Here is a 22730-nt window from a genome sequence, read left to right on the forward strand (position 1 = left end):
CTCGCTACCGGGTGAGTTCCCGCATCGCGATGGCGAGCGCCGCCACCCGGGCCTCGGCTGTCGCCGTGCGCTGTGCCACGGTGCCCTGATCGCTCGACGCGTCGATGTAGATCTTCAGTTTGGGCTCGGTTCCGCTCGGCCGCACCATCACGCGTGAACCGTCGTCGAGCAGGATGCGCAGCACATCGCTCGGGGGGAGCGAACCGAATCCGTCGCGCAGGTCTTCGATGCGTGAGACCGCGACCGTGCCGAGAGCCGCGGGCGGTGTCGCCCGCAACGAGGCCATGATCCGCGCGATGTCGCCGAGGTCGGTGACACGGATCGAGATCTGGTCGGAGGCGAAATACCCGAACTTCTCGGCGAACGCATCGAGGTGTTCAGCGACGGTGCGGCCATTCGCCGCGAGCTCGGCGGCCAGATCGAGGAAAGCGGTGGCGGCCGAGATGCCGTCTTTGTCGCGGATCGTCTCGGGGTTGACGAGATACCCGAGCGCCTCCTCGAACCCGAAGATCAGGCCCGGGGCGCGGGAGACCCATTTGAACCCGGTGAGCGTGTCTTCGAAGTCGAGGGCATACGCCTCCGCCACGGCCGCGAGGGCGGGCGACGAGACGACCGAGCAGGCGAGAGCACCGAAGGCGGCCTCGTCCGGCCCGGCCGACGCTTCGGCGAGCCGGGCGGCCCGCCACCCGAGAAGGGCGCCCACCTCATTGCCGCTGAGGCGCCGGTAGCCGTCGGGGTTCGACGGATCGGGGATGGCGACGGCGAGACGATCGGCGTCGGGGTCGTTGGCGATCACCAGGTCGGCCCCGGCGGCGCGGGCGGTGGCGAAGGAGAGGTCCATCGCGCCCGGCTCCTCCGGGTTGGGGAACGCGACCGTCGGAAAGGCGGGATCGGGGTCGATCTGCTCAGCGACCACGATCGGCTCGGCGAATCCGGCAGCGGAGAACACCTGCCGGGCGGTGCGCCATCCGACACCGTGCATCGCCGTGTAGGCGAAGGCGACCGTGTCTCGTTTCACGCTCGAGCGGGCGACAGCGACGGTGGCGGCGACGTACGCCTGCTCCACCGACTCGGGTGCCACCTCGTAGCTCTCCGCGCGCGGAAGGTCGGCCACGCTGCCGCGGGCGACATCGAGGATGTGCGCGGCGATCTCGGCGTCGACCGGCGAGACGATCTGCGAGCCGTGGTCCTCGCCGCCCAGGTAGACCTTGTAGCCGTTGTCGTTCGGCGGGTTGTGGCTGGCGGTGACCATCACGCCGGCGCTCGCATCCAGATGGCGCACGGCGAAAGCGAGCACCGGGGTGGGGAGCAGGCGGGGGAGCAGGATGGCGCGCACGCCCGCGCCGGCCATGAGCTCGGCGGTGTCGCGGGCGAACACATCAGAGTTCTTGCGGCCGTCGAAACCGATCACGACCGAGGGCGTTACGCCGGCGGCATGCTCGAGGAGGTAGCGGGCGAACCCGGCGGCGGCCTGCGCCACCAGGACCCGGTTCATCCGGTTGGGCCCGGCCGCGATCTCGCCACGCAGTCCGGCCGTGCCGAACTCCAGACGGGTGTCGAAGCGCGCGTGCAGCTCGTCGACCGCCTCGGCCGAGTCGGCCTCCGCCGCGACGACGAGCGACTGCAGCTCGTCCCGGGTCTCCGGATCGGGGTCCTGTGCGATCCAGGCGCGGGCCTGCTCGATCAGCTCGGCCGCCGACGCCCCGGTCACAGGGCCCCCACGATCTTGGCGAGCAGCGCACTGATCACCGGCTCGGCCTCGCGGCCCGCCTCGATGACCTCCTGGTGGCTCAGTGGGGTCTTCTGGATGCCGGCGGCCAGATTGGTGATGAGGGACATCCCCAGGATCTCCATGCCGGCCTGCCGGGCCGCGATCGCTTCCAGCGCTGTGGACATGCCCACGATGTGGCCGCCGATCGTCTTCGCCATCTGCACCTCGGCCGGGGTCTCGTAGTGCGGGCCACGGAACTGCGTGTACACGCCCTGGTCGAGCGTGGGCTCGATGCTCCGCGCGAGGTCGCGCAGACGCGAGGAGTACAGGTCGGTGAGGTCGATGAAGGTGGCGCCCTCCAGCGGGGAGTCGGCCGTCAGATTGAGGTGGTCGCTGATCAGGACGGGCGTCCCGGGCTTCCAATGCTCTTTGATGCCCCCGGCACCGTTGGTCAGGATCATCGTGGTGGCGCCGGCGGCAGCGGCGGTGCGCACGCTGTGCACGACCCGACGCACGCCGTGGCCTTCGTAGTAGTGGGTGCGGGCGCCGATGACGAGAGCGCGTTTGCCGTTCGGCAGCAGCACAGAGCGCAGCGTTCCTACATGGCCGGCGAGTGCGGGCGCCCCGAAACCGACGATCTCGGTGGCGGGAACGGTGGCGGTCGTCTCACCGATGAGATCGGCCGCCTTCCCCCAACCGCTGCCCAGGGTGAGGGCGATGTCGTGATGAGCGACGCCGGTCTTCTCGGCGAGCTGGTCGGCGGCCTGCCGGGCGACCTCGAACGGGTCGGTTGCGGGGTCATCGAGCGGGTTCGTGAAGGTATCAGGCATGGACCAACTCTATTCCGGGCTGTCGAGGTCGTGCTTCGGCGGGCACGTGCGCATCGGTGCACCAACGTGCGAGAGAATAGGGGCATGGCCTATGAATTCGAGCGCAAGCAGAGGATCGCTGTACTCGGGGGTGGGCCAGGCGGGTACGAAGCGGCCCTCGCCGGCGCCCAGCTCGGCGCAGAGGTCACGCTCGTCGAACGCACCGGTGTCGGCGGCTCGGCCGTACTCACCGATGTCGTGCCGTCGAAGAGCCTGATCGCAACAGCAGAGGCCACCAACGCCATCGCCGAGGCGGCCGACCTGGGTGTGCAGTTCTTCACCCGCGGCGACCACGGCAAACCGGTGCGCCCGGACATCGCTGTCAACCTCGCCGCCGTCAACAAACGGCTCCTCGGTCTCGCCCGGCAACAGTCGGAAGACATGAGGGCGGAACTCGTCCGCGCGGGCGTGCGCATCGTCAGCGGCGAGGGTCGCCTCGACGGTTCCAGCGCCATCATCGTCTCCACGGCGCGCGGCGACTCCGGCACCGACTTCGACCGGATCGAAGCGGAGACGTTCGTCGTCTCGGTCGGCGCGAGCCCGCGCATCCTGCCCTCCGCGGCACCCGACGGGGAGCGCATTCTCACCTGGACCCAGCTCTACGACCTCGGTCACATCCCGGAGCACCTCATCGTGGTCGGATCGGGTGTCACCGGCGCCGAGTTCGCCTCCGCGTACACCGCGCTCGGCTCCAAGGTCACCCTGATCTCCAGCCGCGACCAGGTGCTGCCGGGCGAAGACGCCGACGCCGCCCGCGTGATCGAGAACGTGTTCAAACGCAACGGGATGCAGGTGCTCGCCAAGTCCCGCGCCGAATCCGTCGTGCGGACCGAGACCGGTGTCGTCGCCACTCTCTCGGACGGCCGCACCGTCGAGGGGAGCCACTGCCTCATGGCGGTCGGTTCCGTTCCCAACACCCGGGGCATCGGCCTGGAGGAGGCCGGTGTGCAGCTCACCGACTCGGGCCACATCCGGGTCAACCGTGTCGCCCGCACCTCCATCCCGAACATCTATGCCGCGGGCGACTGCTCCGATCTGCTCCCGCTCGCCTCCGTGGCCTCGATGCAGGGGCGCACCGCCGTCTTCCACGCGATGGGGGATGCGGTCTACCCGTTCGAACTGCGCAACGTCACCTCCAACATCTTCACCCAGCCCGAGATCGCCACCGTCGGCTGGAACCAGAAGCAGATCGAGGAGGGCATCGCGCAGGGCGATATCTACAAACTGCCGCTCAAGTCGAATCCGCGCGCCAAGATGCTCGGCATCAAGGACGGTTTCGTGAAACTGTTCGCCCGCACCGGCTCCGGCACCGTCATCGGCGGTGTGATCGTCGCCCCTCGCGCCTCCGAACTGATCTTTCCGCTCGCACTCGCGGTGGAACACCGTCTCACCGTCGACCAGGTCGCCCGGGCTTTCACCGTCTACCCCTCCCTCTCGGGCTCCATCTCCGACGCCGCCCGAGCCATGCATATCGTCCTGTAGCCCGCCTCTGCTCCGGTGACGCCTGCTCACGCCTTCCTCCGCAGATCTCCCCCTCCTGTTTTCAGGCGATATCTCGCAAAGCCGGCCGTTGACGCCTGAGAAGCGGGCTCAGCGGCTTCTCGGCCCTGCTTTCTCCTGAGAACAGTCCTCGTCCACAGGTGGACAATCAGACGTGTTCTCCACGGATTGGAACTCGGGTTGCCGGGCCGGAGGCTTCCATCTCGACGATGGAGTCATGAAGAAGGCGACACAGGTACTCAACGAGTTCGGCGGAGTGGCCACACGTGATCAGCTCGTCGGATCGGGGATCAGACCGGCGCTGCTCGGGCGAGGCGTCTCATCAGGGGACATCATCCGTGTGAGGCGAGCTCACTATGCGCTGCCCAGCGCAGACGAAGCAGCTGTTCGCGCGGTGCGGGTCGGAGGGCGTCTGAGCTGTGTTTCGGCCGCGCAAACGTATGGGCTCTGGGCAGGGGCGAACAAGACACTTCATGTGCGGGTGCCGGCGAACGCCTGTCGGCTACGACTGCCTTCGAATAGTGACGATGTCGATATCCACTGGAGCGATGGCCGGCTTTCGCCCTGGTGTTGGCGAGACGGAATCGAGGACACACTCCGAAGCGCCGTCCGCTGCGTCGACAGCGAGACGGCCATCGCCGTGCTCGACACAGCGTTGAGTGCCAACCTCGTGATCGTCGGCCAGCTTGCTCAGATCTTCAGTGCAGAACCACGGCGGTCGAAGCGTATCGCTCGCCTGGCGCGGTTCGGGTCAGAGTCGGGTGTCGAGTCACTTGCCCGCCAGCGTTTGGAACGGAGGGGATTCCGGGTCGAGCAGCAGGTGTCGGTTCCCGGCGTCGGACGCGTGGACATGTGCATCAACGGCCGGTTGCTCGTCGAGATCGACGGCTTTCAGTTCCATTCGTCGCGGGAGGCCTTCGAACGGGATCGGGGCCGGGACCGAGCGGCCGTGCGTGCTGGACTGGCGAGTGTCCGCTTTGCTGCGCGCCAAGTGATCGATGAGTGGTCGGAGGTCGAGAAGGCCATTGCGGAGATCCTGAATTCAGGAACATCCGCGCCGGTCTGGCGGCCTCGTCCGGATTTCAGGAGCGAGCGGTCTCCGTCACCGGGTTTCTCCTGAGTTCGGGATCCGGCCGGGGGCGATGCGCAGGGCGATGCGCAGGGCGCGGGACGGGGCTAGACGATGTTGAGGAGGAGGCGGCCTGAGGAGACGGTTTCGCCGACGGTGGTGTTGAGGCCGGTGATGGTGCCGTCTTTGTGGGCGGTGAGAGGCTGCTCCATTTTCATGGCCTCCAGCACGAGCACGAGGTCGCCTTTGACGACTTCGTCGCCGTCCGCAACGGCGAGCTTCACGACGGTGGCCTGCATGGGGGCGGTGACGGAGTCGCCGGTCGCCGTGTCGACGGCGTGCGATCCGCTGCGTCGGCGCGGGGCGGCGGCGGCGGATGCGTCGGCGGGGCCGCCGGAGAGCAGCCGCCCGGGCAAGGAGACTTCGATGCGCTTCCCCTCGACCTCGATGACAACATTCGTGCGACGCTCGGCCGGGGCGACGTCGGAGAGGGATCCCGACCACGGCTCGATGCCGTTGACGAACTCGGTCTCGATCCAGCGCGTGTACACCGAGAACGGCTCGCCGTCCTGGGGTGCGAATGCGGGATCGCGCACGATGGCGCGGTGGAACGGGAGAACGGTCGGCAGGCCGGCGACCTCGAACTCGTCGAGGGCACGGCGCGAGCGCTCCAGGGCCTCGTCGCGGGTGGCTCCGGTGACGATCAGCTTGGCGAGCATCGAGTCGAACGATCCGCTGATCTCGTCGCCGGCCTGGATGCCGCTGTCGACCCGCACGCCGGGGCCGCCGGAGGGCTTGAAGACGTGTACGGGGCCGGGGGAGGGGATGAAGCCGCGGCCCGCATCCTCGCCGTTGATACGGAACTCGAAGGAGTGTCCGCGGGGCGCCGGGTCGGTGTAGTCGAGTGTGCCGCCCTCGGCGAGACGGAACTGCTCCCGCACGAGGTCGATGCCGGTGACCTCTTCGGAGACCGGGTGCTCCACCTGCAGTCGGGTGTTCACTTCGAGGAAGGAGACGGTGCCGTCTTTGCCGATGAGGAACTCGCAGGTTCCAGCACCCTGGTATCCGACCTCTTTGAGGATGGCCTTCGACGAGGTGTAGAGCTTCTCGGTCTGCTCGGCCGTGAGGAACGGCGCGGGAGCCTCCTCGACGAGTTTCTGGTGCCGGCGCTGCAGGGAGCAGTCGCGGGTCGAGATCACGACGACGTTGCCGTACGCGTCGGCGAGGCACTGGGTCTCGACGTGGCGCGGCTGGTCGAGGTACTTCTCGACGAAGCACTCGCCACGGCCGAAGGCGGCGATGGCCTCGCGCGTGGCCGATTCGAACAGCTCGGGGACCTCGTCGCGGGTGCGGGCGACTTTGAGGCCGCGGCCACCGCCCCCGAAGGCCGCCTTGATGGCGACCGGGAGGCCGTGCACATCCACGAAGTCGAGAACCTCGCCGGCGTCGGCGACCGGGTTCAGGGTTCCGGGGGCGAGGGGTGCGCCCACCTTCTCGGCCACGTGCCGGGCCGAGACCTTGTCGCCGAGGCGTTCGATGGCGTCGGGCGACGGGCCGATCCAGGTGAGGCCGGCGCCGATCACAGCGCGAGCGAAGTCCGCATTCTCGGCGAGGAAGCCGTAGCCGGGATGCACGGCGTCGGCACCGGAGCGGCGGGCGATCGACAGCAGCTTGTCGATCACCAGGTAGGTCTCAGCGCTGGTGGTGCCGTCGAGCGCGTACGCTTCGTCGGCGAGCTTCACATGGAGCGCATCCCTGTCCTGGTCGGCGTAAACGGCGACGGAGGTGATCCCGCTGTCCTTCGCGGCGCGGATGACCCGGACGGCGATCTCGCCCCGGTTGGCGATGAGGACTTTGGTGATTCGTGGCACAGTTCTTTAGCCTATTCGTCGGTTCGGGCGACCTTTTGGGTGAACCCCACAAAAATGGGTGCAGCTGGACTCGGGATGCCTACAAAGCGCGGGTCCACAGTGTCGGCCAGTCGACACCCAACTCCCGGACAAGTTCACGCAGCGTTGCGAGCGACAACCCTACGACAGTACTCGGGTCGCCCTCCACTCGGGTGATGAACGGGCCGCCGAGGCTGTCGATCGTGAACGCGCCGGCCACCTCCAGCGGTTCGCCCGTGGTGACGTAGGCCTCGATCTCGTCATCGGTCACGTCGGCGAAAGTGACAGAGGCGACCGCCGCGCGGCCGACCGCGCGGTTCTCGACGCCGCCGCGGTGGTCGATCACCCAGTGCCCGGAGTGCAGTCGACCGGTGCGTCCACGCTGTGCGAGCCAGCGGGCGCGGGCGATGTCGCTGGTGTGCGGTTTGCCGTGGATGCCGCCGTCGAGCTCGAAGGCCGAGTCGCCGCCGAAGATGAGTCCGTCGATGGGCTCGCCGTGCAGGGTGCCGCGCACCGCCTCGGCCTTGAGTCGGGCGAGCAACTGCACCATCGCCTCGGCCGGGAGCGGGCCGTGCTCCGCTTCGGCGGCGGCGACCGCGGCGGGCTCGTCGACATGCGAGGGCACGACGATCGGTTCGATTCCGGCGGCCCGCAGGAGGGCGAGGCGGGCCGGCGAGGTGGAGGCGAGGTAGAGGCGCATGATTTCCTGTGGGATGCTCGACGGATGCCCCAGACAGATGAGGTCGACCTCGACATTACCAACGTCGCCCACGGCGGCGTCTTCGTCGCCCGTACCGAGGGCCGCGTGGTCTTCGTGCCCGACACGATGCCGGGGGAGCGCATCCGGGCCCGGATCACCGATCGCAAGCACGACAGTTTCTGGCGGGCCGAGACCCTTGAGGTGCTCGATGCCGCCCCGGAGCGCCGGCCGCATGTGTGGTCGGCCGCCTCGGTCGACCGCGCACCGGAGGAAAGGGCCGGTGGTGCCGAGTTCGGGCACATCCGGCTCGAGCACCAGCGGGAGCTCAAGCGCCGCGTGCTGGCTGACGCCCTGCACCGCATGGCGAAGCTGGAGTCCGATATCGTCGTGGAACCTGTGGCCGACGAGACCGCCGACGGCACCGGCTGGCGCACCCGCGTGCGTCTGCAGGTGGCCGGTGACGGCGCCTTCGGACCCTACGCCGCCCGGTCGCATCGAGTCGTGCCGGTCACCGATCTTCCGCTCGCGACGGCTCTCGTCGAAGAGTCGACGCCGTTCGGGCAGTCGTTCCCCGGGGCCGAGTCGGTGGATGTGGTCGTGACGGGCACCGGCGCATCCCATGTTCTGGTCAACGAGCCGGGGGTGAAACGCGGCCGGCGCACGGTGCGACCGCGGCAACGGCCCATGCCGATCCGGGAGGTCGTGGGGGAGCGCGAGTTCCGGCTGGATGTGCGCGGCTTCTGGCAGGTGCATCGCCGGGCGGCGGCCACCCTCACCGAGGCCGTGCAGTCGGCTGTCGATGAGGCCCTCTTCGACCCGCGGGCGGCGAACCTGGACCTCTACGGCGGTGTCGGGCTTCTCGCCGCGGCGCTCGGCGAGCGGTTCGGCAGCACATTGCGGATCACCTCGGTGGAGAGCGACGAGCTGGCCACAGACAATGCAGCGGAGAACCTGGCCGACTGGCTCGGCGCATCCGTGGTCACCGACCGGGTGGAACAGTTCGTGCGCCGACTCGCCGCCGACTCTTCGGCGACCGAGCGCGCACGGTTGCGCGCGGCGACTGTCGTGCTCGACCCGCCGCGGTCCGGTGCCGGAAAGGATGTCGTGGAGGCCATCGCGTCGCTGGCTCCCGCCCAGATCGTGTATGTCGCCTGCGATCCGGTCGCTCTGGCACGGGATGTGGCGCTCTTCGCCGAGCGCGGCTACCCGCTGAAGACACTGCGGGCCTTCGACCTCTTTCCGAACACTCACCACGTCGAGGCCGTCGCCACGCTGGCGCCGTGAGCGCGCTGGAATACTTGCGTCCCACTACGATGGGGAACATGGTGCGGGTGGCAATCGTCGACGATCACGAGTCGGTACGTCTGGGGCTGAAGATGGCCTGTCAGGACGCCGGCTACGAGGTGCTCGTCACCGCGGCCACCGTCGACGAGTTCGTGACCCAGCTCGGGGCCCGGGAGTGCGATGTCGTGGTGCTCGACCTGTCTCTGGGAGACGGCTCCCGTGTCACCGACAACGTCAAGCGCGCCCAGGCCACCGGAGCCGCGGTTCTGGTGCACAGCATCGCCGACCGGGTGGCGAGCGTGCGTGAGGCCGTCGCGGCCGGCGCCGCCGGGGTGATCCCGAAGTCGTCGCCGACGACGACCGTGATGAACGCCATCAAGACGGTGGCAAGCGGCGATGTGCTCAACAATCTCGAATGGGCGACCGCGATCGACGCCGACAGCGACTTCGCGAAAGCGCAGCTCGGTCGACGCGAGCGCGACGTTCTGCACCTCTACGCTTCCGGGCTGCCCCTGAAAGCGGTCGCCGCCCAGCTCGGGATCGCCAACTCGACCGCGCGCGAATACCTCGACCGCATCCGTGTCAAGTACGTCGAGGTCGGGCGTCCCGCGCCCACCAAGGTCGACCTGCTGCGTCGAGCTGTGGAAGACGGCATCCTGCCGGGGCTCGATCCCGACACGGGCAATGACCGCACCTAGCGCAGGCGTGCGGTCCCCTCTCGGGGCCGTTCAACCTCGCAACCCGATCAGTCGGGAACGGTTCGAGCGCATCGCCGGCCGGAGCGTCTCCGCGTTCGGGCTCGTGTTCGGGCTCCAGACCCTCCCCTCCGCGCTCGGCCAGCTGCCCAGCGTGAAAGAGCCGTGGGGCGCCATCGTGGTGATCGTGGTGTTCGCCGGGCTGGCGATCATCCCGGTGCTCGCCATCGTGCAGCATTTCGTGAAGATCGCCATGGGTGCGCTCTCGGTGATCTTCCTTCTCGCCATCATCACCTGGCCGCTTCTGGCGCTCGATCCGGATGCGCTTGGCCAGAAGCCGTGGGTGTGGTTCCTCTGTTCGGTGTTCACGGCGTTCGCGGCGGTCGCGTTCCCCCTCTGGCTTGCCACGGCGTACACGTTCATCACCCCGATCGCGTACGGGTTCATCCGAGCGCTTCCGTCCGGCGGCGGGGTGGGAGCCGAGATCGCGGGGCTCGACGCGCTCTACGCGATCATCCTCGGCGGCGTCATCCTGGTGATCATCGCCATGCTGCGGCAGGCGGCGTCGGCGGTGGACACGGCCCAGAGCCAGGCGCTCGCCAAATACGCGAACGCGGTGAGGCAGCACGCGACCGAGGTCGAGCGTGTGCAGGTGGATGCGATCGTGCACGACAGTGTGCTCACGACCCTGCTCTCCGCCGCGAGCGCCCGCACACCGGATGCGAAGGAACTGGCCGCGCGCATGGCATCCGATGCCATCGGTCACCTGCACGCGGCCGAGGCTTCGAGCCCGGAGGACCAGTCGCTGGTCGGCCTCGACCGGCTGAGCGATCGCATCACCACAGCGGCCGCCGCCTTCTCGTCGCCATTCGACCTCGAGGTGCACGACCTCGAGGTGCACACCCTGCCCGTGAACGTCGCCGAGGCCGTCTACTCGGCCACCGTGCAGGCCATGGTGAACAGCATGCAGCACGCCGGCGGCGGGGATGTTCGCCGCGCGCTCTCGATCCGGGGCGGCAGCCCGCAGGCCACGGTGCACATCGTGGTCACCGACACCGGCCGCGGGTTCGAAGCCCGCGACGTGCCGGCGGAGCGGCTGGGGCTGCGTGTGAGCATCCGGGAGCGCCTCTCGAAGGTCGGCGGGTATGCGCGCATCGACTCCGCCCCCGGCGAGGGCACGACCGTGACGATCCTGTGGCCGTCCTCCGATGTCGACCCGGAGTTCGCCCCCGACGTCGATGCCGAGGTGACGCCGTGATCACCCTTCCACGGTTCCTGTTCCTCGGTCTCGGGGCGCTGTTCTCGGCCTACCACCTGTTCCTGGGGCTCTCATCGCTCTCCATCCCCGACAGTCCCGGCCCGGCGATCGCGGCGATGCTGCTCTACGCGGTCGCCACGGTCGTCAGCCTGTGGCCGACCAGCCCGACGAAGATGCCGCTGTGGCTCGCCGCTTTCGATCTCGCTGTCTGCGTGGCCATCCCCATCCTCGTCACGAGCCAGCTGGACCCGGCGAAGGACAACGGGTACGCCACCTGGTACGTCGCCGCTGTCGGCACCCTCATGACGATCGTCGCCGTGCGCCGGCAGCAGCTGGCCGGCTGGCTGGGGGTCGGCTACCTCTCTGTGCAGACCGTCGTGTGGGCGGGCATCCCCGCACTCGCCGGCTTGGGCGTGATCGGGTCGGTCGTGTGGGTGGGGGTGGCCGTGGTCATCTCCGGCTCGCTCGCCAAGGCGGGCCGGGACGCCCTGCAGTTCGCCCGGGCCGAGCGCGAGGCCACCGAGTGGCAGGCGGCCCAAGAGGCGCACGTGATGGAGCGGCAGATGCGGCTGCGCCAGACCTACCGGGTGGCCGCGCCGATGCTCGCCGAGATCGTGCGCCGCGGAGGCGACCTCACCGAGGCGGAGCGGCGCGAATGCCGTTATCTGGAGGGCGCCATCCGTGACGAGATCCGTGGCCGCCGGCTGCTCAACGACGACGTGCGCCGTCAGGTGATGGATGCGCGCCGTCGCGGCGTCGTCGTCAGCCTGCTCGACGAGGGCGGCATCGACGACCTCGACGAGCGGTCGCTCGCGGCCGTGCTGAAACGGCTGGCCGACGCCATTCGGGGAACGACGACCGACAAGCTCATCGTGCGAACGGTTCCGCGCTCCTCGAAGACCGCCGTCACCGTCGTCGGTCTGAGAATGTCGGACGACGGCAACGCGAACGCGCTCGGAGCCGACACCGAAGACGACGAAGTCGACCTCTGGCTCGAGATCCCCCGCCCGCTCGCCGAACCCTGACGCGCTGCCGCTGCGCTGCCGCTGCGCTGCCACGCGCCGCGACGACATTTGCGCCAAATGCGGCGTTCGCGCGCGCTGGGGTCGACATTTGTGGCAAATGTTCGCGGGGGGAGGAGCGCCCAGACAGGGAGAAAGGGGCCGGCACCCGAATGGCCGACCCCTTTTCTAAACCCCGAGTCAGGGCGACAACCCGAATATCGCCCTGACTCGCCCCCAAAGCACTCGCCCGCTTACCCTAGTCGGCGAGTGATTGGCGATGTAACTCACGAGGAGAGACACCTAGCAATAACCATATTGACGGCATTCACAGAAATTACAAAGTCGTCATTTTGGAGGACACGCGGGGGACAATTCTGTGGACGCCTCCCGTGACGGTCCCGAGAATCCGGCTACCCCGCAGACGAGGGGCGTTCGGCCGGGGTACATCGGGTCTGCTCAGGCCGAGAAGGAGCGCCACTCGCCGGCGCCGGGATGCAGGGGTCGGCGCAGCGTGCGTTGGCTGCGGGCCCACGCATCCGGGCCCGTCGGGGTGCGACCCGTCTTCGCCGCCGCGGACTGTTCGGCCGCGGCCGCGGTGAGCACGGCCGTGACGGCGGCGATCTCCTCCGGGGTCACGCCGCGCGTGACGAACCGGATCTGTTCGGCCTCCAGCCCGGTCACAGCGGAATGTTCCCGTGCTTCTTGGGGGGCATCGACGAGCGCTTGGTGCGCAGCGCGCGCAGGGCCTTGATCACCGAGACGCGGGTGGCGGCCGGTTCGATCACGCCGTCCAGCTCGCCGCGCTCGGCGGCGAGGAACGGGCTCGCGACGTTGTACGTGTACTCGTTCGCGAGCTTCGTGCGCACGGCCGCGACATCCTCCCCGGCCTCCTCGGCACGCTTGATCTCGCCGCGGTAGAGGATGTTCACAGCCCCCTGACCGCCCATGACCGCGATCTCGGCGGTCGGCCAGGCGAGGTTGATGTCGGCCCCGAGCTGCTTGGAGCCCATCACGATGTAGGCGCCGCCGTAGGCCTTGCGGGTGATGATCGTGACCAGCGGCACGGTCGCTTCGGCGTAGGCGTAGAGCAGCTTGGCGCCTCGGCGGATGACGCCAGTCCACTCCTGATCGGTTCCGGGCAGATAGCCGGGCACGTCGACGAGGGTGAGGATCGGGATGCTGAACGCGTCGCAGAACCGCACGAACCGCGACGCCTTCTCCCCGGCGTCGATGTTCAGTGTTCCGGCCATGGCGTTCGGCTGGTTGGCGACGATGCCGACCGAGCGCCCTTCGACGCGGGCGAAGCCGATCACGATGTTCGGGGCGAACAGGGGCTGCACCTCGAGGAACTCGCCGTCGTCGACGATGCCTTCGATGATCGTTTTGACGTCGTACGGCTGGTTGGGGGAATCCGGGATGATCGTGTTGAGCTTGCGGTCCGCATCCGTGGTCTCGAGCTCGGGCTCCGCGTCGAAGACCGGGAGCTCGGCGAGATTGTTCTGCGGCAGGTAGCTGAGGAGCGTGCGCGCGTAGTCGAGCGCATCCTCTTCGTCACTGGCGAGGTAGTGCGAGACGCCGGAGATCTTGTTGTGCGTGAGGGCGCCGCCGAGCTCCTCGAAACCGACGTCTTCGCCGGTGACGGTCTTGATCACGTCGGGGCCGGTGACGAACATGTGGCTCGACTTGTCGACCATGATCACAAAGTCGGTGAGGGCTGGCGAGTAGACGGCTCCGCCGGCGGCCGGGCCCATCACGATGGAGATCTGCGGGATGACGCCGGAGGCGGCGGTGTTGCGGCGGAAGATCTCACCGTATTTGCCGAGGGCGACAACGCCCTCCTGAATTCGTGCGCCGCCGGAGTCGAGGATGCCGATCATCGGAACGCCGGTTTTCAGGGCGTGGTCCATGACCTTGATGATCTTCTCGCCGGCCACCTCGCCGAGCGATCCGCCGAAGATGGTGAAATCCTGGCTGAACACGGCGACGTTCCGCCCGTGGATGGTGCCGACGCCGGTGACCACCGCATCGCCGTACGGCCGCTTGTTCTCCATGCCGAAGGCGTGGGTGCGGTGGCGCACGAATTCGTCGAACTCCACGAACGACCCCTGGTCGAGCAGGAGGTCGATGCGTTCGCGGGCCGTGAGCTTGCCTTTGGCGTGCTGCTTCTCGATGGCGGCCTGCCCGCTCGCGGTCACAGCCTCGTGGAACCTGTCTTTGAGGTCGGCGAGTTTGCCGGCGGTCGTGTGCAGTTCGGGGGCCTGGCGCGGTTCTGTGTCGGTCACGCCGTTCACTCTACCGGCCAGCTGTCGGGGCGTGCCGTTGACGATTTCCCACAAAAACCACCGGCGCCGCTGGCAGACTGAGGCAATGGAGTTCCGTCGCAGCCGAACCGTCGTGCCCGTTCTGGAGTATCTGGAGGAGGCCGGCTCGACCAATGATGTGCTCGTCGCCCGCGCGTCCGCGTTGCCCGACCTATCGGTGCTGGTCACGGCGAATCAGACGGGCGGGCGCGGCCGACTCGGCCGGGTGTGGGTCTCCCCGCCCGGCAAGGCCCTCGCCGTCTCGATCCTGCTGAAGCCGGTCGGCCTGTCGTTGGAGAGCTACGGCTGGTTCCCGCTGCTGGCCGGGTTGGCGATGAGCCGTGCGGTGGCCGGGTTCGTTCCGGCCGCGGTGGCGGTCAAATGGCCGAACGATGTGCTCGTCGACGGCGCGAAGGTGAGCGGGACGCTCTCGGAGCTGCTGCCGGATCTGTCGGGCCTGGTGATCGGCGCCGGCGTGAACCTCTCCCTCGATCGGGACGAGCTGCCCACCGAGACCGCGACTTCGCTGGTGCTGGCAGGCGCCCCCGCCGACCTCGACCCGGACGCGGTGCTCGCCGCCTACCTGACCGCCTTCACCGGCCTCTATCGCGAGTTCCTCACCGCCGGTGGCGACGCTGTCGCCTCCTCGCTGCGCGACGAGGTGGTCGAAGGCTGTCACACGGTCGGCCGCGCTGTGCGGGTCGAGCTTCCGGGCGGGGCGGATCTGCTGGGAACGGCGGTCGGGATCGACGGCAGCGGGCGCCTGATCGTGGAGTCGGATGCCGGGCGCACGGCTGTCGCGGCCGGCGACGTGACCCACCTGCGGTATTAATAGGGCATGAGCAACACCCCCGAGTCCGCGACGCAGCCTCCGGAGCGCGTCGTGGCGCGGCTGCGCCCGAATGCGCGCGCCCTCTTCTGGCCGAGTCTCGTGCTGATCGCGGCCTGCGGGACGCTGGGATATCTGGCCGGGCGGTTCGACGAGGTGTGGGAGAACGTGCTGCTCTGGTCGTCGGCCGCCGCGGTCGTGCTGCTGCTGTTCCTGCTCCCGCTCGCGTTCTGGCTGGGCAAGCGGTACACGATCACGACACGCCGCGTCATCCTGCGCCACGGGTTCTTCGTGCGGGTGCGCCAGGAGTTGCTCCACAGCCGCGGCTATGACGTCAGTGTGAAGCGCAACTGGCTGCAGAGTGCGTTCCGTTCCGGTGATGTGCGCATCAACTCCGGCCTGGAGCGCCCGGTGGTGCTCAAAGACGTGCCGAAGGCCGACGCCGTGCAGCGCGCGTTGAACGACCTGATGGAGCACTCGCAGACCGTCGTCGCCGTCCGCCGGCAGCAGAGCGAGTCAGCGTCCGACGAGACCACTGTCTGGGGCAGCCGGTAGCGACGCCGTGGGCAGCGACGCCGTGGGCAGTGTCGTCGTCGGCACGACGCCGACGGGTTCGGCCGCGGCCTCGCCGGCCGGGGTGCGGTGGGCACGCTTGGGGGAGAACACCCACCACCGGTAGAACGAGAACCGGAACAGGGTTCCGAGCACCAGCCCGACGCCGTTGTTCGCGATGTTGTCGGCGAGGCGGCTGTCGTAGCCGAGCACGACGCGGGAGACGTACACGCAGATCACCGGGATGACCATGCCGGCCACGCTGATGATGAAGAACTCGAGGCCCTCGCGGGTGGCCTTCTCTTGGCGCTGAGCGGCGAAGGCCCAGTATCGGTTGCCGATGTAGTTGGTGGTGATGGCCACGGCCGAGGCGATCACCGTGGCGATGATGGCGCCCCAGTGGTTCTTCGACAGCGGGGTGAGCAGAAGACCGTTGAAGACGACGAGGTTGACGACGAACCCGACAGCGCCCACGGCGCCGAACTTCACCAGCTGCGGCAGCAGCCGTGAACGGTGCACGGGAGGAGTCTCGATGCTCATGCTTCCAACCGGATCGAATGCGCGAAGATAGTAAATGCGGTGCGAGCCTACGCGACAACGGGGGCTGCAGTCTGGGAGTTGCCCCCGCACCGGCTGAAGAGTATCGAGGAGTAGAGCGCATATGACGAAGAACACGGTCGGCGTGATCGGCGGCGGCCAGCTGGCGCGCATGATGATCCCCCCGGCGATCGAGCTCGGTGTCGAGATCCGGGTGCTCGAGGAGGCTCCGGGGATGAGCGCCGAGCTGGCGGCGACCGGCGTCGGCGACTACCGCGACCTTGACACCGTCCTGGCGTTCGCCGAGACCGTCGACGTGATCACGTTCGACCATGAGCATGTTCCGCCCGCGATCCTGCGGGAGCTCGTCGCTCGCGGCTTCGAGGTGCATCCCGGGCCGGATGCGCTGCTCTACGCACAGGACAAACTGCAGATGCGGGCCAAGCTGGCCGAGCTGGGACTGCCCGTGCCCGATTGGGCCGCGATCGAATCGGCCGACGAACTCGGAGCCTTCCTCGCCGACCACGGCGGACGAGCCGTGGTCAAGACCGCGCGTGGCGGCTACGACGGCAAAGGCGTGCGGGTCGTCTCCGAGTCTTCTGGGGCCGACGATTGGTTCCTGGCGCTCGCCGAAGACGGGCACGGTGGAGCGCTCCTGGTCGAGGAGCTCGTGTCGTTCCGACGCGAACTCGCCCAATTGGTTGCCCGCCGTCCCTCGGGCGGCACGGCCGTCTGGCCGGTCGTCGAGACCGTGCAGCGCGACGGCGTCTGCGCCGAGGTGATCGCGCCCGCCCCCGGCACCGGCGGCAAGCTCGCCTCCGTTGCGGCCGAGATCGCCGAACGGATCGCCGATGGACTCGGGGTCACGGGAGTGCTCGCGGTCGAGATGTTCGAGACGACAGACGGACGGCTGCTGGTCAATGAACTCGCCATGCGCCCGCACAACAGTGGCCACTGGTCCATCGAGGGCGCAGTGACGAGCCAGTTCGAGCAGCACCTGCGGGCGGTGCTCGATCTGCCGCTCGGGTCGGCGGAGCCGCGTTCGGGCTGGTCGGTGATGGTGAACATCCTGGGCGGTCCCGCCGAAGGGTCGCTGCAAGACAGGTACCCGGCCGCGCTCGCCGCGCATCCGGCCGCCAAGTTCCACGGGTACGGCAAGGAGCCACGCCCCGGTCGCAAGGTCGGGCACGTGACGGTGTGCGGCGACGATCTCGACGACGCCGTGTATGTGGCGCGGAGCGCGGCGGCTTTCTTCGAGGGGTGATCCTCGTCAGAGGCGTGCCGCACCCGGGATGCGGGGTCGGCGCCCCCTAGCATTGTCCGCATGACCGCCCCCTCTTCCGCCCCGATCGTCGCCGTCGTGATGGGGTCGGACTCGGATTGGTCGGTGATGCAGGACGCATCGCAGATCCTCACCGAGTTCGGCGTCGCCCATGAGGTGGAGGTCGTTTCGGCGCACCGCACGCCCGAAAAGATGATCGATTTCGGCAAGCATGCGGCCGACCGCGGCATCAAAGTGATCATCGCGGGCGCCGGGGGTGCGGCGCACCTGCCGGGCATGCTCGCCGCGGTCACCACGCTGCCGGTGGTTGGAGTCCCCGTGCCGCTGTCGCGGCTGGACGGGCTCGACTCGCTGCTCTCCATCGTGCAGATGCCGGCCGGCGTCCCGGTGGCGACCGTGTCGATCGGTGGCGCGAAGAATGCCGGCCTCATCGCGGTGAAGATCCTGGCGACCGCGGATGAGCGGCTCACGGCGGCGCTCGCGCAGTATGCCGCCGACCTCGAAGCATCGGTCGAAGAGAAGAACCGGGCGCTCAAAGCACGCCTATGACAGTGGCCAGCCCGCTCCGCTACCCGGACACCGCCTCCGCGCACACCATGACGAAGCGGGGCTGGTGGCTGGTCGCCCTGAACATCCTGTTGCCCGGTTCCGCGCAGCTCCTCGCGGGCGACCGGCGTCTCGGCCGGGTGGGGATTCTCGCCACACTGTCGCTCTGGGCGCTGGGGATCGTGCTGCTCACGATCGCCCTGCTCTGGCCGACGGTCGTCTACGAACTGTTCACCCAGGCCGGCAGCCTGTGGGCGCTGCAGATCGTGCTGCTCGCCTACGCGGTGCTCTGGGTCGTGCTGACGCTGGACACCCTGCGTCTGGTGAGGCTCGTCAAGGCCCGGCCGAACGCACGCGGCTGGATCGCGGCCTTCGCTGTGCTCGTGCTCGTGGGGGTGACGGGCACGGCCGGATACGCCTCATTCGTCGCGGCGTCGGCGCGCGGCGCCCTCGGCGACATCTTCTCCGACGGTCCGACCCTGCCGCCGGTGAACGGCCGGTACAACATCATGCTGCTCGGCGGCGACGCCGGTGCGGATCGGGAGGGTCTGCGGCCCGACAGCATGTCGGTCGTCAGCATCGACGCGACCACCGGGCAGGCCGTGACGATCGGTCTCCCGCGCGACCTCGACCCTGTTCCTTTCTCGTCGGATTCTCCGATGCACACGCTTTACCCTGACGGCTACGGTTACCAGGACCACTGCGACGTCGATGTGTGCCAGCTCAACTCCATCTACACCGAGGCCGAGCTCTACAAGTCCGATCTCTACCCGACCGCGACCAAGAACAACAGCGAACCCGGTATCGAGGCGATGCGGGATGCTCTGGAGGGCGCGACCGGCCTGACCATCCAGTTCTATGTGCTCATCGACATGCAGGGGTTCGCCGACCTCGTCGACGCTCTCGGTGGGGTGGACATCACTGTCGCCAAGAAGCTGCCGATCGGCGGAGACGAGGACCTCAACGGTGTCGTGGCCTGGATCGAGCCCGGCAAGCAGCACATGAACGGCTACACGGCCCAGTGGTACGCCCGATCGCGACACGGCGTCGGCAACAGCGACTACGACCGCATGGCGCGGCAGCGTCAGCTGCAGGACGCGATCCTCAAACAGGTGAACCCGGTCAACGTCGTCGCCAAGTTCCAGGACATCGCCCACGCCGGAGCGCAGGTGATGAAGACCGATATCCCGCAGCCGATGCTCGGCTACTTCGTCGACCTCGGGATGAAGACCCGCACGCTCCCGGTGAAGCAGCTGGAGCTCGTGCCGCCGCTCATCCAGCCCGACGATCCGGACTATACACAGATCCACCAATTGGTGAAGCAGGCGCTCGCGCCCGCGACGCCCGCATCCAGCGGCAAGTAGCCGCGCCTCACAGCCGACCCCTGAATGGGGCACAGGAACCGTTGAGGCGCGAGGGGTATTTTGGCACGCCTATGTCGCGTACTGGTGTGAATGTGAAGACGAAACCGAATGGACGGCTGGCCGCCCTGGACGGCCTGCGTGGGCTGGCGGCCCTGATCGTCGTCGCCCACCACTCCCTGTATACGAACCCCGATTTCCCCGGGACGCCCGGCGCCGGCTCCGTGCAGACGGGCTCGGCGATGTGGTGGATCAGCTATACCCCGCTCAAGCTGGCGACGGCCGGTTGGGAGTCGGTGATCCTGTTCTTCGTGCTCTCGGGTCTCGTGGTCACGCTGCCGGTCGCCCGGCGGCGCGGATTCGACTGGGTGGCGTACTTTCCCCGTCGGATCGTCCGACTGGGCGTGCCTGTGATGGGCGCCGCGCTCATCGCTGCGGCGTTCGTGGTCGCCATCCCGCAGCGCTCGACCCAGGCGACGGGCACGTGGCTGAGTAGTTCCTCCACGCCGAACTTCAGCTGGGAGGACATCGTCAAGGCCTGGGATCTCCTGGGCGGGGACGGACAGATCGACAACCCTCTCTGGTCGCTGCGCTGGGAGCTGATCTTCTCCCTCGCCCTCCCGGTGTTCGCCATCGCGGCGATCGCCGTGCGCAAATTGTGGATCGGCGGACTCGCCCTGGCTGTGGTGCTCACCTGGCTGGGTGTGCGCACGGGTTCCGGAGCGTTCAGCTACCTCCCGGCCTTCTTCGTCGGTGCGGTCGTCGCTGTTCGGCTCGAGGCGGTGCGGCAGTTCGCCGACCGGATGAACACGCGGCGTTGGCGGCATGCTCTCTGGTTCCTGCTGGCGGCGGGAGCCCCGCTGCTGCTGATCGCTCCGTGGCTGCTCGGGTCGAACGTCGACGGCGACTCGGAGCTCGTCTACGCCCTGAAGGGTCTCGCGCCGCTCGCTGCGGCCGCGATCGTGGTGACGGCCATCGGCTGGAAGCCGCTGCGCTCGCTGTTCGAGTCGAAGCCTCTGCAGTTCGTGGGCACCATCTCGTTCAGTCTGTACCTGGTGCACGTGCCGATCCTGATCTTCAGCACCTATCTCTTCGCCGGCCAACCGTGGTTCGTGCCGTTGCTGTTCGGCATCCCGCTCGCCTTCGTCGTGGCGATCGCTTTCACCTGGCTGGTGGAGAAGCGCAGTCACGGCTGGTCGCGGGCGGCCGGTGAGTGGGCGTCGGCGCGCTACAGCGCCTGGTTCGGCCGGGATGAGGTCACGGAGCTCGAGGCTGCTCCCGCCCCGGCGGCGGTCGACGAGGAGCGGCGGACCGTCTCGGCACGCTGATCCGCCCCGGTCCGACTAAAGGTCGGCGTGCAACTGCCAGACGCGCTCCGCGGAGTCACGCCAGCTGAAGGCGCGGGCCCGGTCGGCGGAGAGCACGCTCAGCCGTGCACGGAACTCGTCGTCGCCGAGCACCCGTCCGATGGCCGCGGCGAGACGTTCGGAATACCCGGCGTCGTCGTCGGGGGTGGCCGGTCTCTCGACGACGAGCCCGGCGCCGGCGGCGACCTCGACCAGCGCGGGATCGTCCGAGTGGATGACGGGGGTGCCGAATTTGAAGGCCTCGACGATCGGCAGGCCGAACCCCTCCGCGAGGCTGGGGAAGACGAAGACGGTCGCCCGATCGAGCGCAACCGCGAGGTCGGCGTCGTCGAGGAAGCCGAGCGCCCGCACCCGGTCCTCCGGGAGGCCGGCCGCGGCGGAGACACCGGTCGCCGATCCGTCGCCGAACCGGTCGGGCCCGGCGATCAGCAGGGGGATGCCCTGCACTTCCGGCCGTGCCACCGCGCGGATGAGCGGGGCGATGCCTTTGCGCGGCATGATCGACCCGAGGGTGAGCGCGTAGCGTTCCGGAAGGCCGAGCCGCTCGGCCCGTTCATCGGCGTCGGGCGGCAGGCGCAATGCGGTCGCGGGGGCGCCGCCGATCACACGCACGCGGTCGCCGAGGTCGACGAATTCGGCGAGCTGCGAGGCGACGGCGTGGGTGGGAACGACGATGGCGTCGGCGTGCTTGCGCATCCGTTTCGCCATCGCCTTGTGCCAGAGCACGCTCGTGGTCGGCAGCGACTCCGGAAACGTCCACGGCAGCACGTCGTGCACCGTGACGGTGATCTGCTCGCCGGCATCGAGGCGATCGTGTTTGCGCAGCGGGGCGAGCAGGCTGGGGGCGTGGATCATCCCGCGCGCCCCAGGGAGCGCGAGCCCCGACTGCCAGGCCATGGTGAGCTCGCGGCGGGCCAGCGGGAGCCGGGTGATGCGGGCGATCCCGGGCAGGCGGGCGGTGAGTTCGTCGATGGTCTCCGGTGGGACGTTGGAGACGATGCCCTCGACCTCGCAGCCGGCGGGCGCCGTGGCCACGATCTGGCGGGTCAGCTCCTCCGCGTAGCGGCGGGCGCCGCCGGGAGCATCACCGAGAAGCTCGTCAACGACCACTCTCAGTGTTGTCATGCTGCTCCAAGACTCCATGCCCGGCCGCGTCGGCCAGTGCTTCCTTCCACGCCCGCATCGGCGGGAGCCCGGCGGACTGCCAGGCCGAGTGACCGAGAACCGAGTACGACGGTCGAGGAGCGGGCCGCACGAACTGGGCGCTGTCGGTCGGTGTGACCCTATCAGGGTTCAAACCGGCGAGTCTGAACACTTCCCTGGCGAAGTCGAACCAGGTCGCCTCGCCTGAATTCGTGCCGTGGTAGATGCCGGCCGGCGCCCCGGAATCGACCAGAGCGACGATGCGCTCGGCGAGGTCGACCGTCCAGGTCGGCTGCCCCAGCTGATCGGCGACGACGCTCACCGTCTCATGGCTCGCGGCGAGTCTGACCATGGTCTTCGCGAAGTTGGGGCCGTCGGCTCCATACAGCCAGGCCGTGCGGACGATGCTGGTGCCGTCGGGATGCGCGGCGATCGCCAGCTCCTCGCCGGCGGCCTTCGTGCGGCCGTAGGCGTTGAGCGGGTCGCGCGGGGCGTCCTCGGCGTACGGCGACGTCCCTTGGCCGTCGAACACATAGTCGGTGGACACGGTGACCAGCTTCACGCCGTGCTCCCGGGCGGCGAGCGCGAGGTTCTCGACACCGGTCGCGTTGATCGCGTAGGCCTCGCCCTCGTGGGTCTCGGCATCGTCGACCTTGGTGTACGCGGCCGCGTTGACGATCACATCGTGGCCGGCGACGGCGGCGAGCACTGCATCCCTGTCGGTCACGTCGAGGTCTGCCCGGCGGAGCGCGGTGACGTCGCGACCGCTCAGGGCTCGCTGCAGGTCTTGGCCGAGCATCCCGGCTGCGCCGGTGATCAGGTAACGGGTCATCG

At 68.7% G+C, this 22730-nt stretch carries 21 protein-coding genes; 12 read left to right on the forward strand and 9 right to left on the reverse strand.

What is annotated here, in order from left to right:
• Nucleotides 1–4: 4 nt before the first annotated feature.
• On the reverse strand, nucleotides 5–1711 hold the full coding sequence (locus tag K5L49_RS16775; protein WP_223694532.1) for a phospho-sugar mutase: 1707 nt from the start codon (nucleotides 1709–1711) through the stop codon (nucleotides 5–7).
• Nucleotides 1708–2541 (reverse strand): purine-nucleoside phosphorylase, encoded by an 834-nt coding sequence (locus K5L49_RS16780; RefSeq protein ID WP_223694534.1) that lies wholly within the window; start codon nucleotides 2539–2541, stop codon nucleotides 1708–1710. The genes K5L49_RS16775 and K5L49_RS16780 overlap by 4 nt, the downstream gene beginning before the upstream one ends.
• Before the next feature lie 84 nt (nucleotides 2542–2625).
• Here K5L49_RS16780 and K5L49_RS16785 point away from each other — a divergent pair, with 84 nt between their 5' ends.
• Together K5L49_RS16785 and K5L49_RS16790 are read left to right on the forward strand one after the other, a co-directional pair.
• The gene (locus K5L49_RS16785) at nucleotides 2626–4062 is read left to right on the forward strand and encodes an NAD(P)H-quinone dehydrogenase (RefSeq protein ID WP_223694536.1); all 1437 of its coding nucleotides are present in this window, start codon (nucleotides 2626–2628) and stop codon (nucleotides 4060–4062) included.
• A 235-nt stretch (nucleotides 4063–4297) separates the two neighbouring features.
• On the forward strand, nucleotides 4298–5200 hold the full coding sequence (locus K5L49_RS16790) for a DUF559 domain-containing protein (RefSeq protein ID WP_223694538.1): 903 nt from the start codon (nucleotides 4298–4300) through the stop codon (nucleotides 5198–5200).
• 56 nt (nucleotides 5201–5256) lie between these two features.
• Here K5L49_RS16790 and K5L49_RS16795 read toward each other — a convergent pair whose 3' ends face one another.
• Together K5L49_RS16795 and K5L49_RS16800 are read right to left on the reverse strand one after the other, a co-directional pair.
• Nucleotides 5257–7020: an acetyl/propionyl/methylcrotonyl-CoA carboxylase subunit alpha gene (locus tag K5L49_RS16795; protein WP_223694540.1), complete on the reverse strand. Its 1764-nt coding sequence runs from the start codon at nucleotides 7018–7020 to the stop codon at nucleotides 5257–5259.
• A 79-nt stretch (nucleotides 7021–7099) separates the two neighbouring features.
• Nucleotides 7100–7738: a Maf family protein gene (locus K5L49_RS16800; protein ID WP_223694542.1), complete on the reverse strand. Its 639-nt coding sequence runs from the start codon at nucleotides 7736–7738 to the stop codon at nucleotides 7100–7102.
• Nucleotides 7739–7762: 24 nt separating this feature from the next.
• Here K5L49_RS16800 and K5L49_RS16805 point away from each other — a divergent pair, with 24 nt between their 5' ends.
• Genes K5L49_RS16805 through K5L49_RS16820 form a run of 4 tightly spaced genes read left to right on the forward strand, consistent with a single transcriptional unit; the run spans nucleotide 7763 to nucleotide 12000 of the window.
• Nucleotides 7763–9022 carry a class I SAM-dependent RNA methyltransferase gene (locus K5L49_RS16805; protein ID WP_223694544.1) on the forward strand — a complete coding sequence of 420 codons (1260 nt, stop codon included), beginning with the start codon at nucleotides 7763–7765 and terminating at the stop codon, nucleotides 9020–9022.
• Nucleotides 9023–9060: 38 nt separating this feature from the next.
• On the forward strand, nucleotides 9061–9720 hold the full coding sequence (locus K5L49_RS16810) for a response regulator transcription factor (protein ID WP_223694546.1): 660 nt from the start codon (nucleotides 9061–9063) through the stop codon (nucleotides 9718–9720).
• Nucleotides 9707–10975, forward strand: coding sequence for an ATP-binding protein (locus K5L49_RS16815; RefSeq protein ID WP_223694548.1), 1269 nt, complete (start codon nucleotides 9707–9709; stop codon nucleotides 10973–10975). Before K5L49_RS16810 ends, K5L49_RS16815 begins: the two co-directional genes overlap by 14 nt.
• Nucleotides 10972–12000 carry a hypothetical protein gene (locus K5L49_RS16820; protein ID WP_223694550.1) on the forward strand — a complete coding sequence of 343 codons (1029 nt, stop codon included), beginning with the start codon at nucleotides 10972–10974 and terminating at the stop codon, nucleotides 11998–12000. Before K5L49_RS16815 ends, K5L49_RS16820 begins: the two co-directional genes overlap by 4 nt.
• A gap of 435 nt (nucleotides 12001–12435) precedes the next feature.
• Here the strand turns inward: K5L49_RS16820 and K5L49_RS16825 are convergent, their stop codons facing one another.
• Entirely contained in the window at nucleotides 12436–12660 is a 225-nt protein-coding gene (locus K5L49_RS16825; RefSeq protein ID WP_223694551.1) for an acyl-CoA carboxylase epsilon subunit, read from the reverse strand.
• Nucleotides 12657–14270, reverse strand: coding sequence for an acyl-CoA carboxylase subunit beta (locus K5L49_RS16830; protein ID WP_223694553.1), 1614 nt, complete (start codon nucleotides 14268–14270; stop codon nucleotides 12657–12659). The genes K5L49_RS16825 and K5L49_RS16830 overlap by 4 nt, the downstream gene beginning before the upstream one ends.
• A 76-nt stretch (nucleotides 14271–14346) precedes the next feature.
• Between K5L49_RS16830 and K5L49_RS16835 the strand changes: the two genes are divergently transcribed.
• Nucleotides 14347–15111 carry a biotin--[acetyl-CoA-carboxylase] ligase gene (locus tag K5L49_RS16835; protein WP_223694555.1) on the forward strand — a complete coding sequence of 255 codons (765 nt, stop codon included), beginning with the start codon at nucleotides 14347–14349 and terminating at the stop codon, nucleotides 15109–15111.
• A 6-nt stretch (nucleotides 15112–15117) separates the two neighbouring features.
• Nucleotides 15118–15663, forward strand: coding sequence for a PH domain-containing protein (locus K5L49_RS16840; protein ID WP_223694557.1), 546 nt, complete (start codon nucleotides 15118–15120; stop codon nucleotides 15661–15663).
• Here K5L49_RS16840 and K5L49_RS16845 read toward each other — a convergent pair.
• Nucleotides 15625–16200 carry a GtrA family protein gene (locus K5L49_RS16845; protein ID WP_223694559.1) on the reverse strand — a complete coding sequence of 192 codons (576 nt, stop codon included), beginning with the start codon at nucleotides 16198–16200 and terminating at the stop codon, nucleotides 15625–15627. The two genes, K5L49_RS16840 and K5L49_RS16845, sit on opposite strands and share 39 nt — an antisense overlap.
• Before the next feature lie 121 nt (nucleotides 16201–16321).
• Between K5L49_RS16845 and K5L49_RS16850 the strand changes: the two genes are divergently transcribed.
• The 4 genes from K5L49_RS16850 to K5L49_RS16865 all read left to right on the forward strand — a co-directional run bounded on the left by K5L49_RS16850 (nucleotide 16322) and on the right by K5L49_RS16865 (nucleotide 20714).
• A complete protein-coding gene (locus K5L49_RS16850; RefSeq protein ID WP_223694561.1) occupies nucleotides 16322–17461 on the forward strand; it encodes a 5-(carboxyamino)imidazole ribonucleotide synthase in 1140 nt (379 codons plus the stop codon).
• Nucleotides 17462–17521: 60 nt separating this feature from the next.
• Nucleotides 17522–18028, forward strand: a complete 507-nt coding sequence (gene purE / locus K5L49_RS16855; RefSeq protein ID WP_223694563.1) for a 5-(carboxyamino)imidazole ribonucleotide mutase — start codon at nucleotides 17522–17524, stop codon at nucleotides 18026–18028.
• The gene (locus K5L49_RS16860; protein ID WP_223694565.1) at nucleotides 18025–19389 is read left to right on the forward strand and encodes an LCP family protein; all 1365 of its coding nucleotides are present in this window, start codon (nucleotides 18025–18027) and stop codon (nucleotides 19387–19389) included. Before purE ends, K5L49_RS16860 begins: the two co-directional genes overlap by 4 nt.
• 86 nt (nucleotides 19390–19475) lie before the next feature.
• A complete protein-coding gene (locus K5L49_RS16865; protein WP_223694567.1) occupies nucleotides 19476–20714 on the forward strand; it encodes an acyltransferase family protein in 1239 nt (412 codons plus the stop codon).
• A gap of 15 nt (nucleotides 20715–20729) precedes the next feature.
• On the opposite strand, the gene K5L49_RS16870 is transcribed toward K5L49_RS16865, so the two are convergent.
• Nucleotides 20730–21878 (reverse strand): glycosyltransferase family 4 protein, encoded by a 1149-nt coding sequence (locus K5L49_RS16870; RefSeq protein ID WP_223694569.1) that lies wholly within the window; start codon nucleotides 21876–21878, stop codon nucleotides 20730–20732.
• On the reverse strand, nucleotides 21853–22728 hold the full coding sequence (gene rfbD / locus K5L49_RS16875) for a dTDP-4-dehydrorhamnose reductase (protein WP_223694571.1): 876 nt from the start codon (nucleotides 22726–22728) through the stop codon (nucleotides 21853–21855). Before rfbD ends, K5L49_RS16870 begins: the two co-directional genes overlap by 26 nt.
• Nucleotides 22729–22730 lie beyond the last annotated feature (2 nt).

The organism is Leifsonia poae, from assembly GCF_020009625.1.
In the GTDB taxonomy this organism is placed as follows: Bacteria; Actinomycetota; Actinomycetes; order Actinomycetales; family Microbacteriaceae; genus Leifsonia; species Leifsonia poae_A.

What these genes read in the sequence shown, in the direction of transcription:
- K5L49_RS16780 (WP_223694534.1), bottom strand. Translation starts at nt 2,541, where the DNA reads ATGCCTGATACCTTCACGAACCCGCTCGATGACCCCGCAACCGACCCG.
- K5L49_RS16785 (WP_223694536.1), top strand. Translation starts at nt 2,626, where the DNA reads ATGGCCTATGAATTCGAGCGCAAGCAGAGGATCGCTGTACTCGGGGGT.
- K5L49_RS16790 (WP_223694538.1), top strand. Translation starts at nt 4,298, where the DNA reads ATGAAGAAGGCGACACAGGTACTCAACGAGTTCGGCGGAGTGGCCACA.
- K5L49_RS16800 (WP_223694542.1), bottom strand. Translation starts at nt 7,738, where the DNA reads ATGCGCCTCTACCTCGCCTCCACCTCGCCGGCCCGCCTCGCCCTCCTG.
- K5L49_RS16805 (WP_223694544.1), top strand. Translation starts at nt 7,763, where the DNA reads ATGCCCCAGACAGATGAGGTCGACCTCGACATTACCAACGTCGCCCAC.
- K5L49_RS16810 (WP_223694546.1), top strand. Translation starts at nt 9,061, where the DNA reads ATGGTGCGGGTGGCAATCGTCGACGATCACGAGTCGGTACGTCTGGGG.
- K5L49_RS16815 (WP_223694548.1), top strand. Translation starts at nt 9,707, where the DNA reads ATGACCGCACCTAGCGCAGGCGTGCGGTCCCCTCTCGGGGCCGTTCAA.
- K5L49_RS16835 (WP_223694555.1), top strand. Translation starts at nt 14,347, where the DNA reads ATGGAGTTCCGTCGCAGCCGAACCGTCGTGCCCGTTCTGGAGTATCTG.
- K5L49_RS16840 (WP_223694557.1), top strand. Translation starts at nt 15,118, where the DNA reads ATGAGCAACACCCCCGAGTCCGCGACGCAGCCTCCGGAGCGCGTCGTG.
- K5L49_RS16845 (WP_223694559.1), bottom strand. Translation starts at nt 16,200, where the DNA reads ATGAGCATCGAGACTCCTCCCGTGCACCGTTCACGGCTGCTGCCGCAG.
- K5L49_RS16850 (WP_223694561.1), top strand. Translation starts at nt 16,322, where the DNA reads ATGACGAAGAACACGGTCGGCGTGATCGGCGGCGGCCAGCTGGCGCGC.
- purE (WP_223694563.1), top strand. Translation starts at nt 17,522, where the DNA reads ATGACCGCCCCCTCTTCCGCCCCGATCGTCGCCGTCGTGATGGGGTCG.
- K5L49_RS16860 (WP_223694565.1), top strand. Translation starts at nt 18,025, where the DNA reads ATGACAGTGGCCAGCCCGCTCCGCTACCCGGACACCGCCTCCGCGCAC.
- K5L49_RS16870 (WP_223694569.1), bottom strand. Translation starts at nt 21,878, where the DNA reads ATGACAACACTGAGAGTGGTCGTTGACGAGCTTCTCGGTGATGCTCCC.
- rfbD (WP_223694571.1), bottom strand. Translation starts at nt 22,728, where the DNA reads ATGACCCGTTACCTGATCACCGGCGCAGCCGGGATGCTCGGCCAAGAC.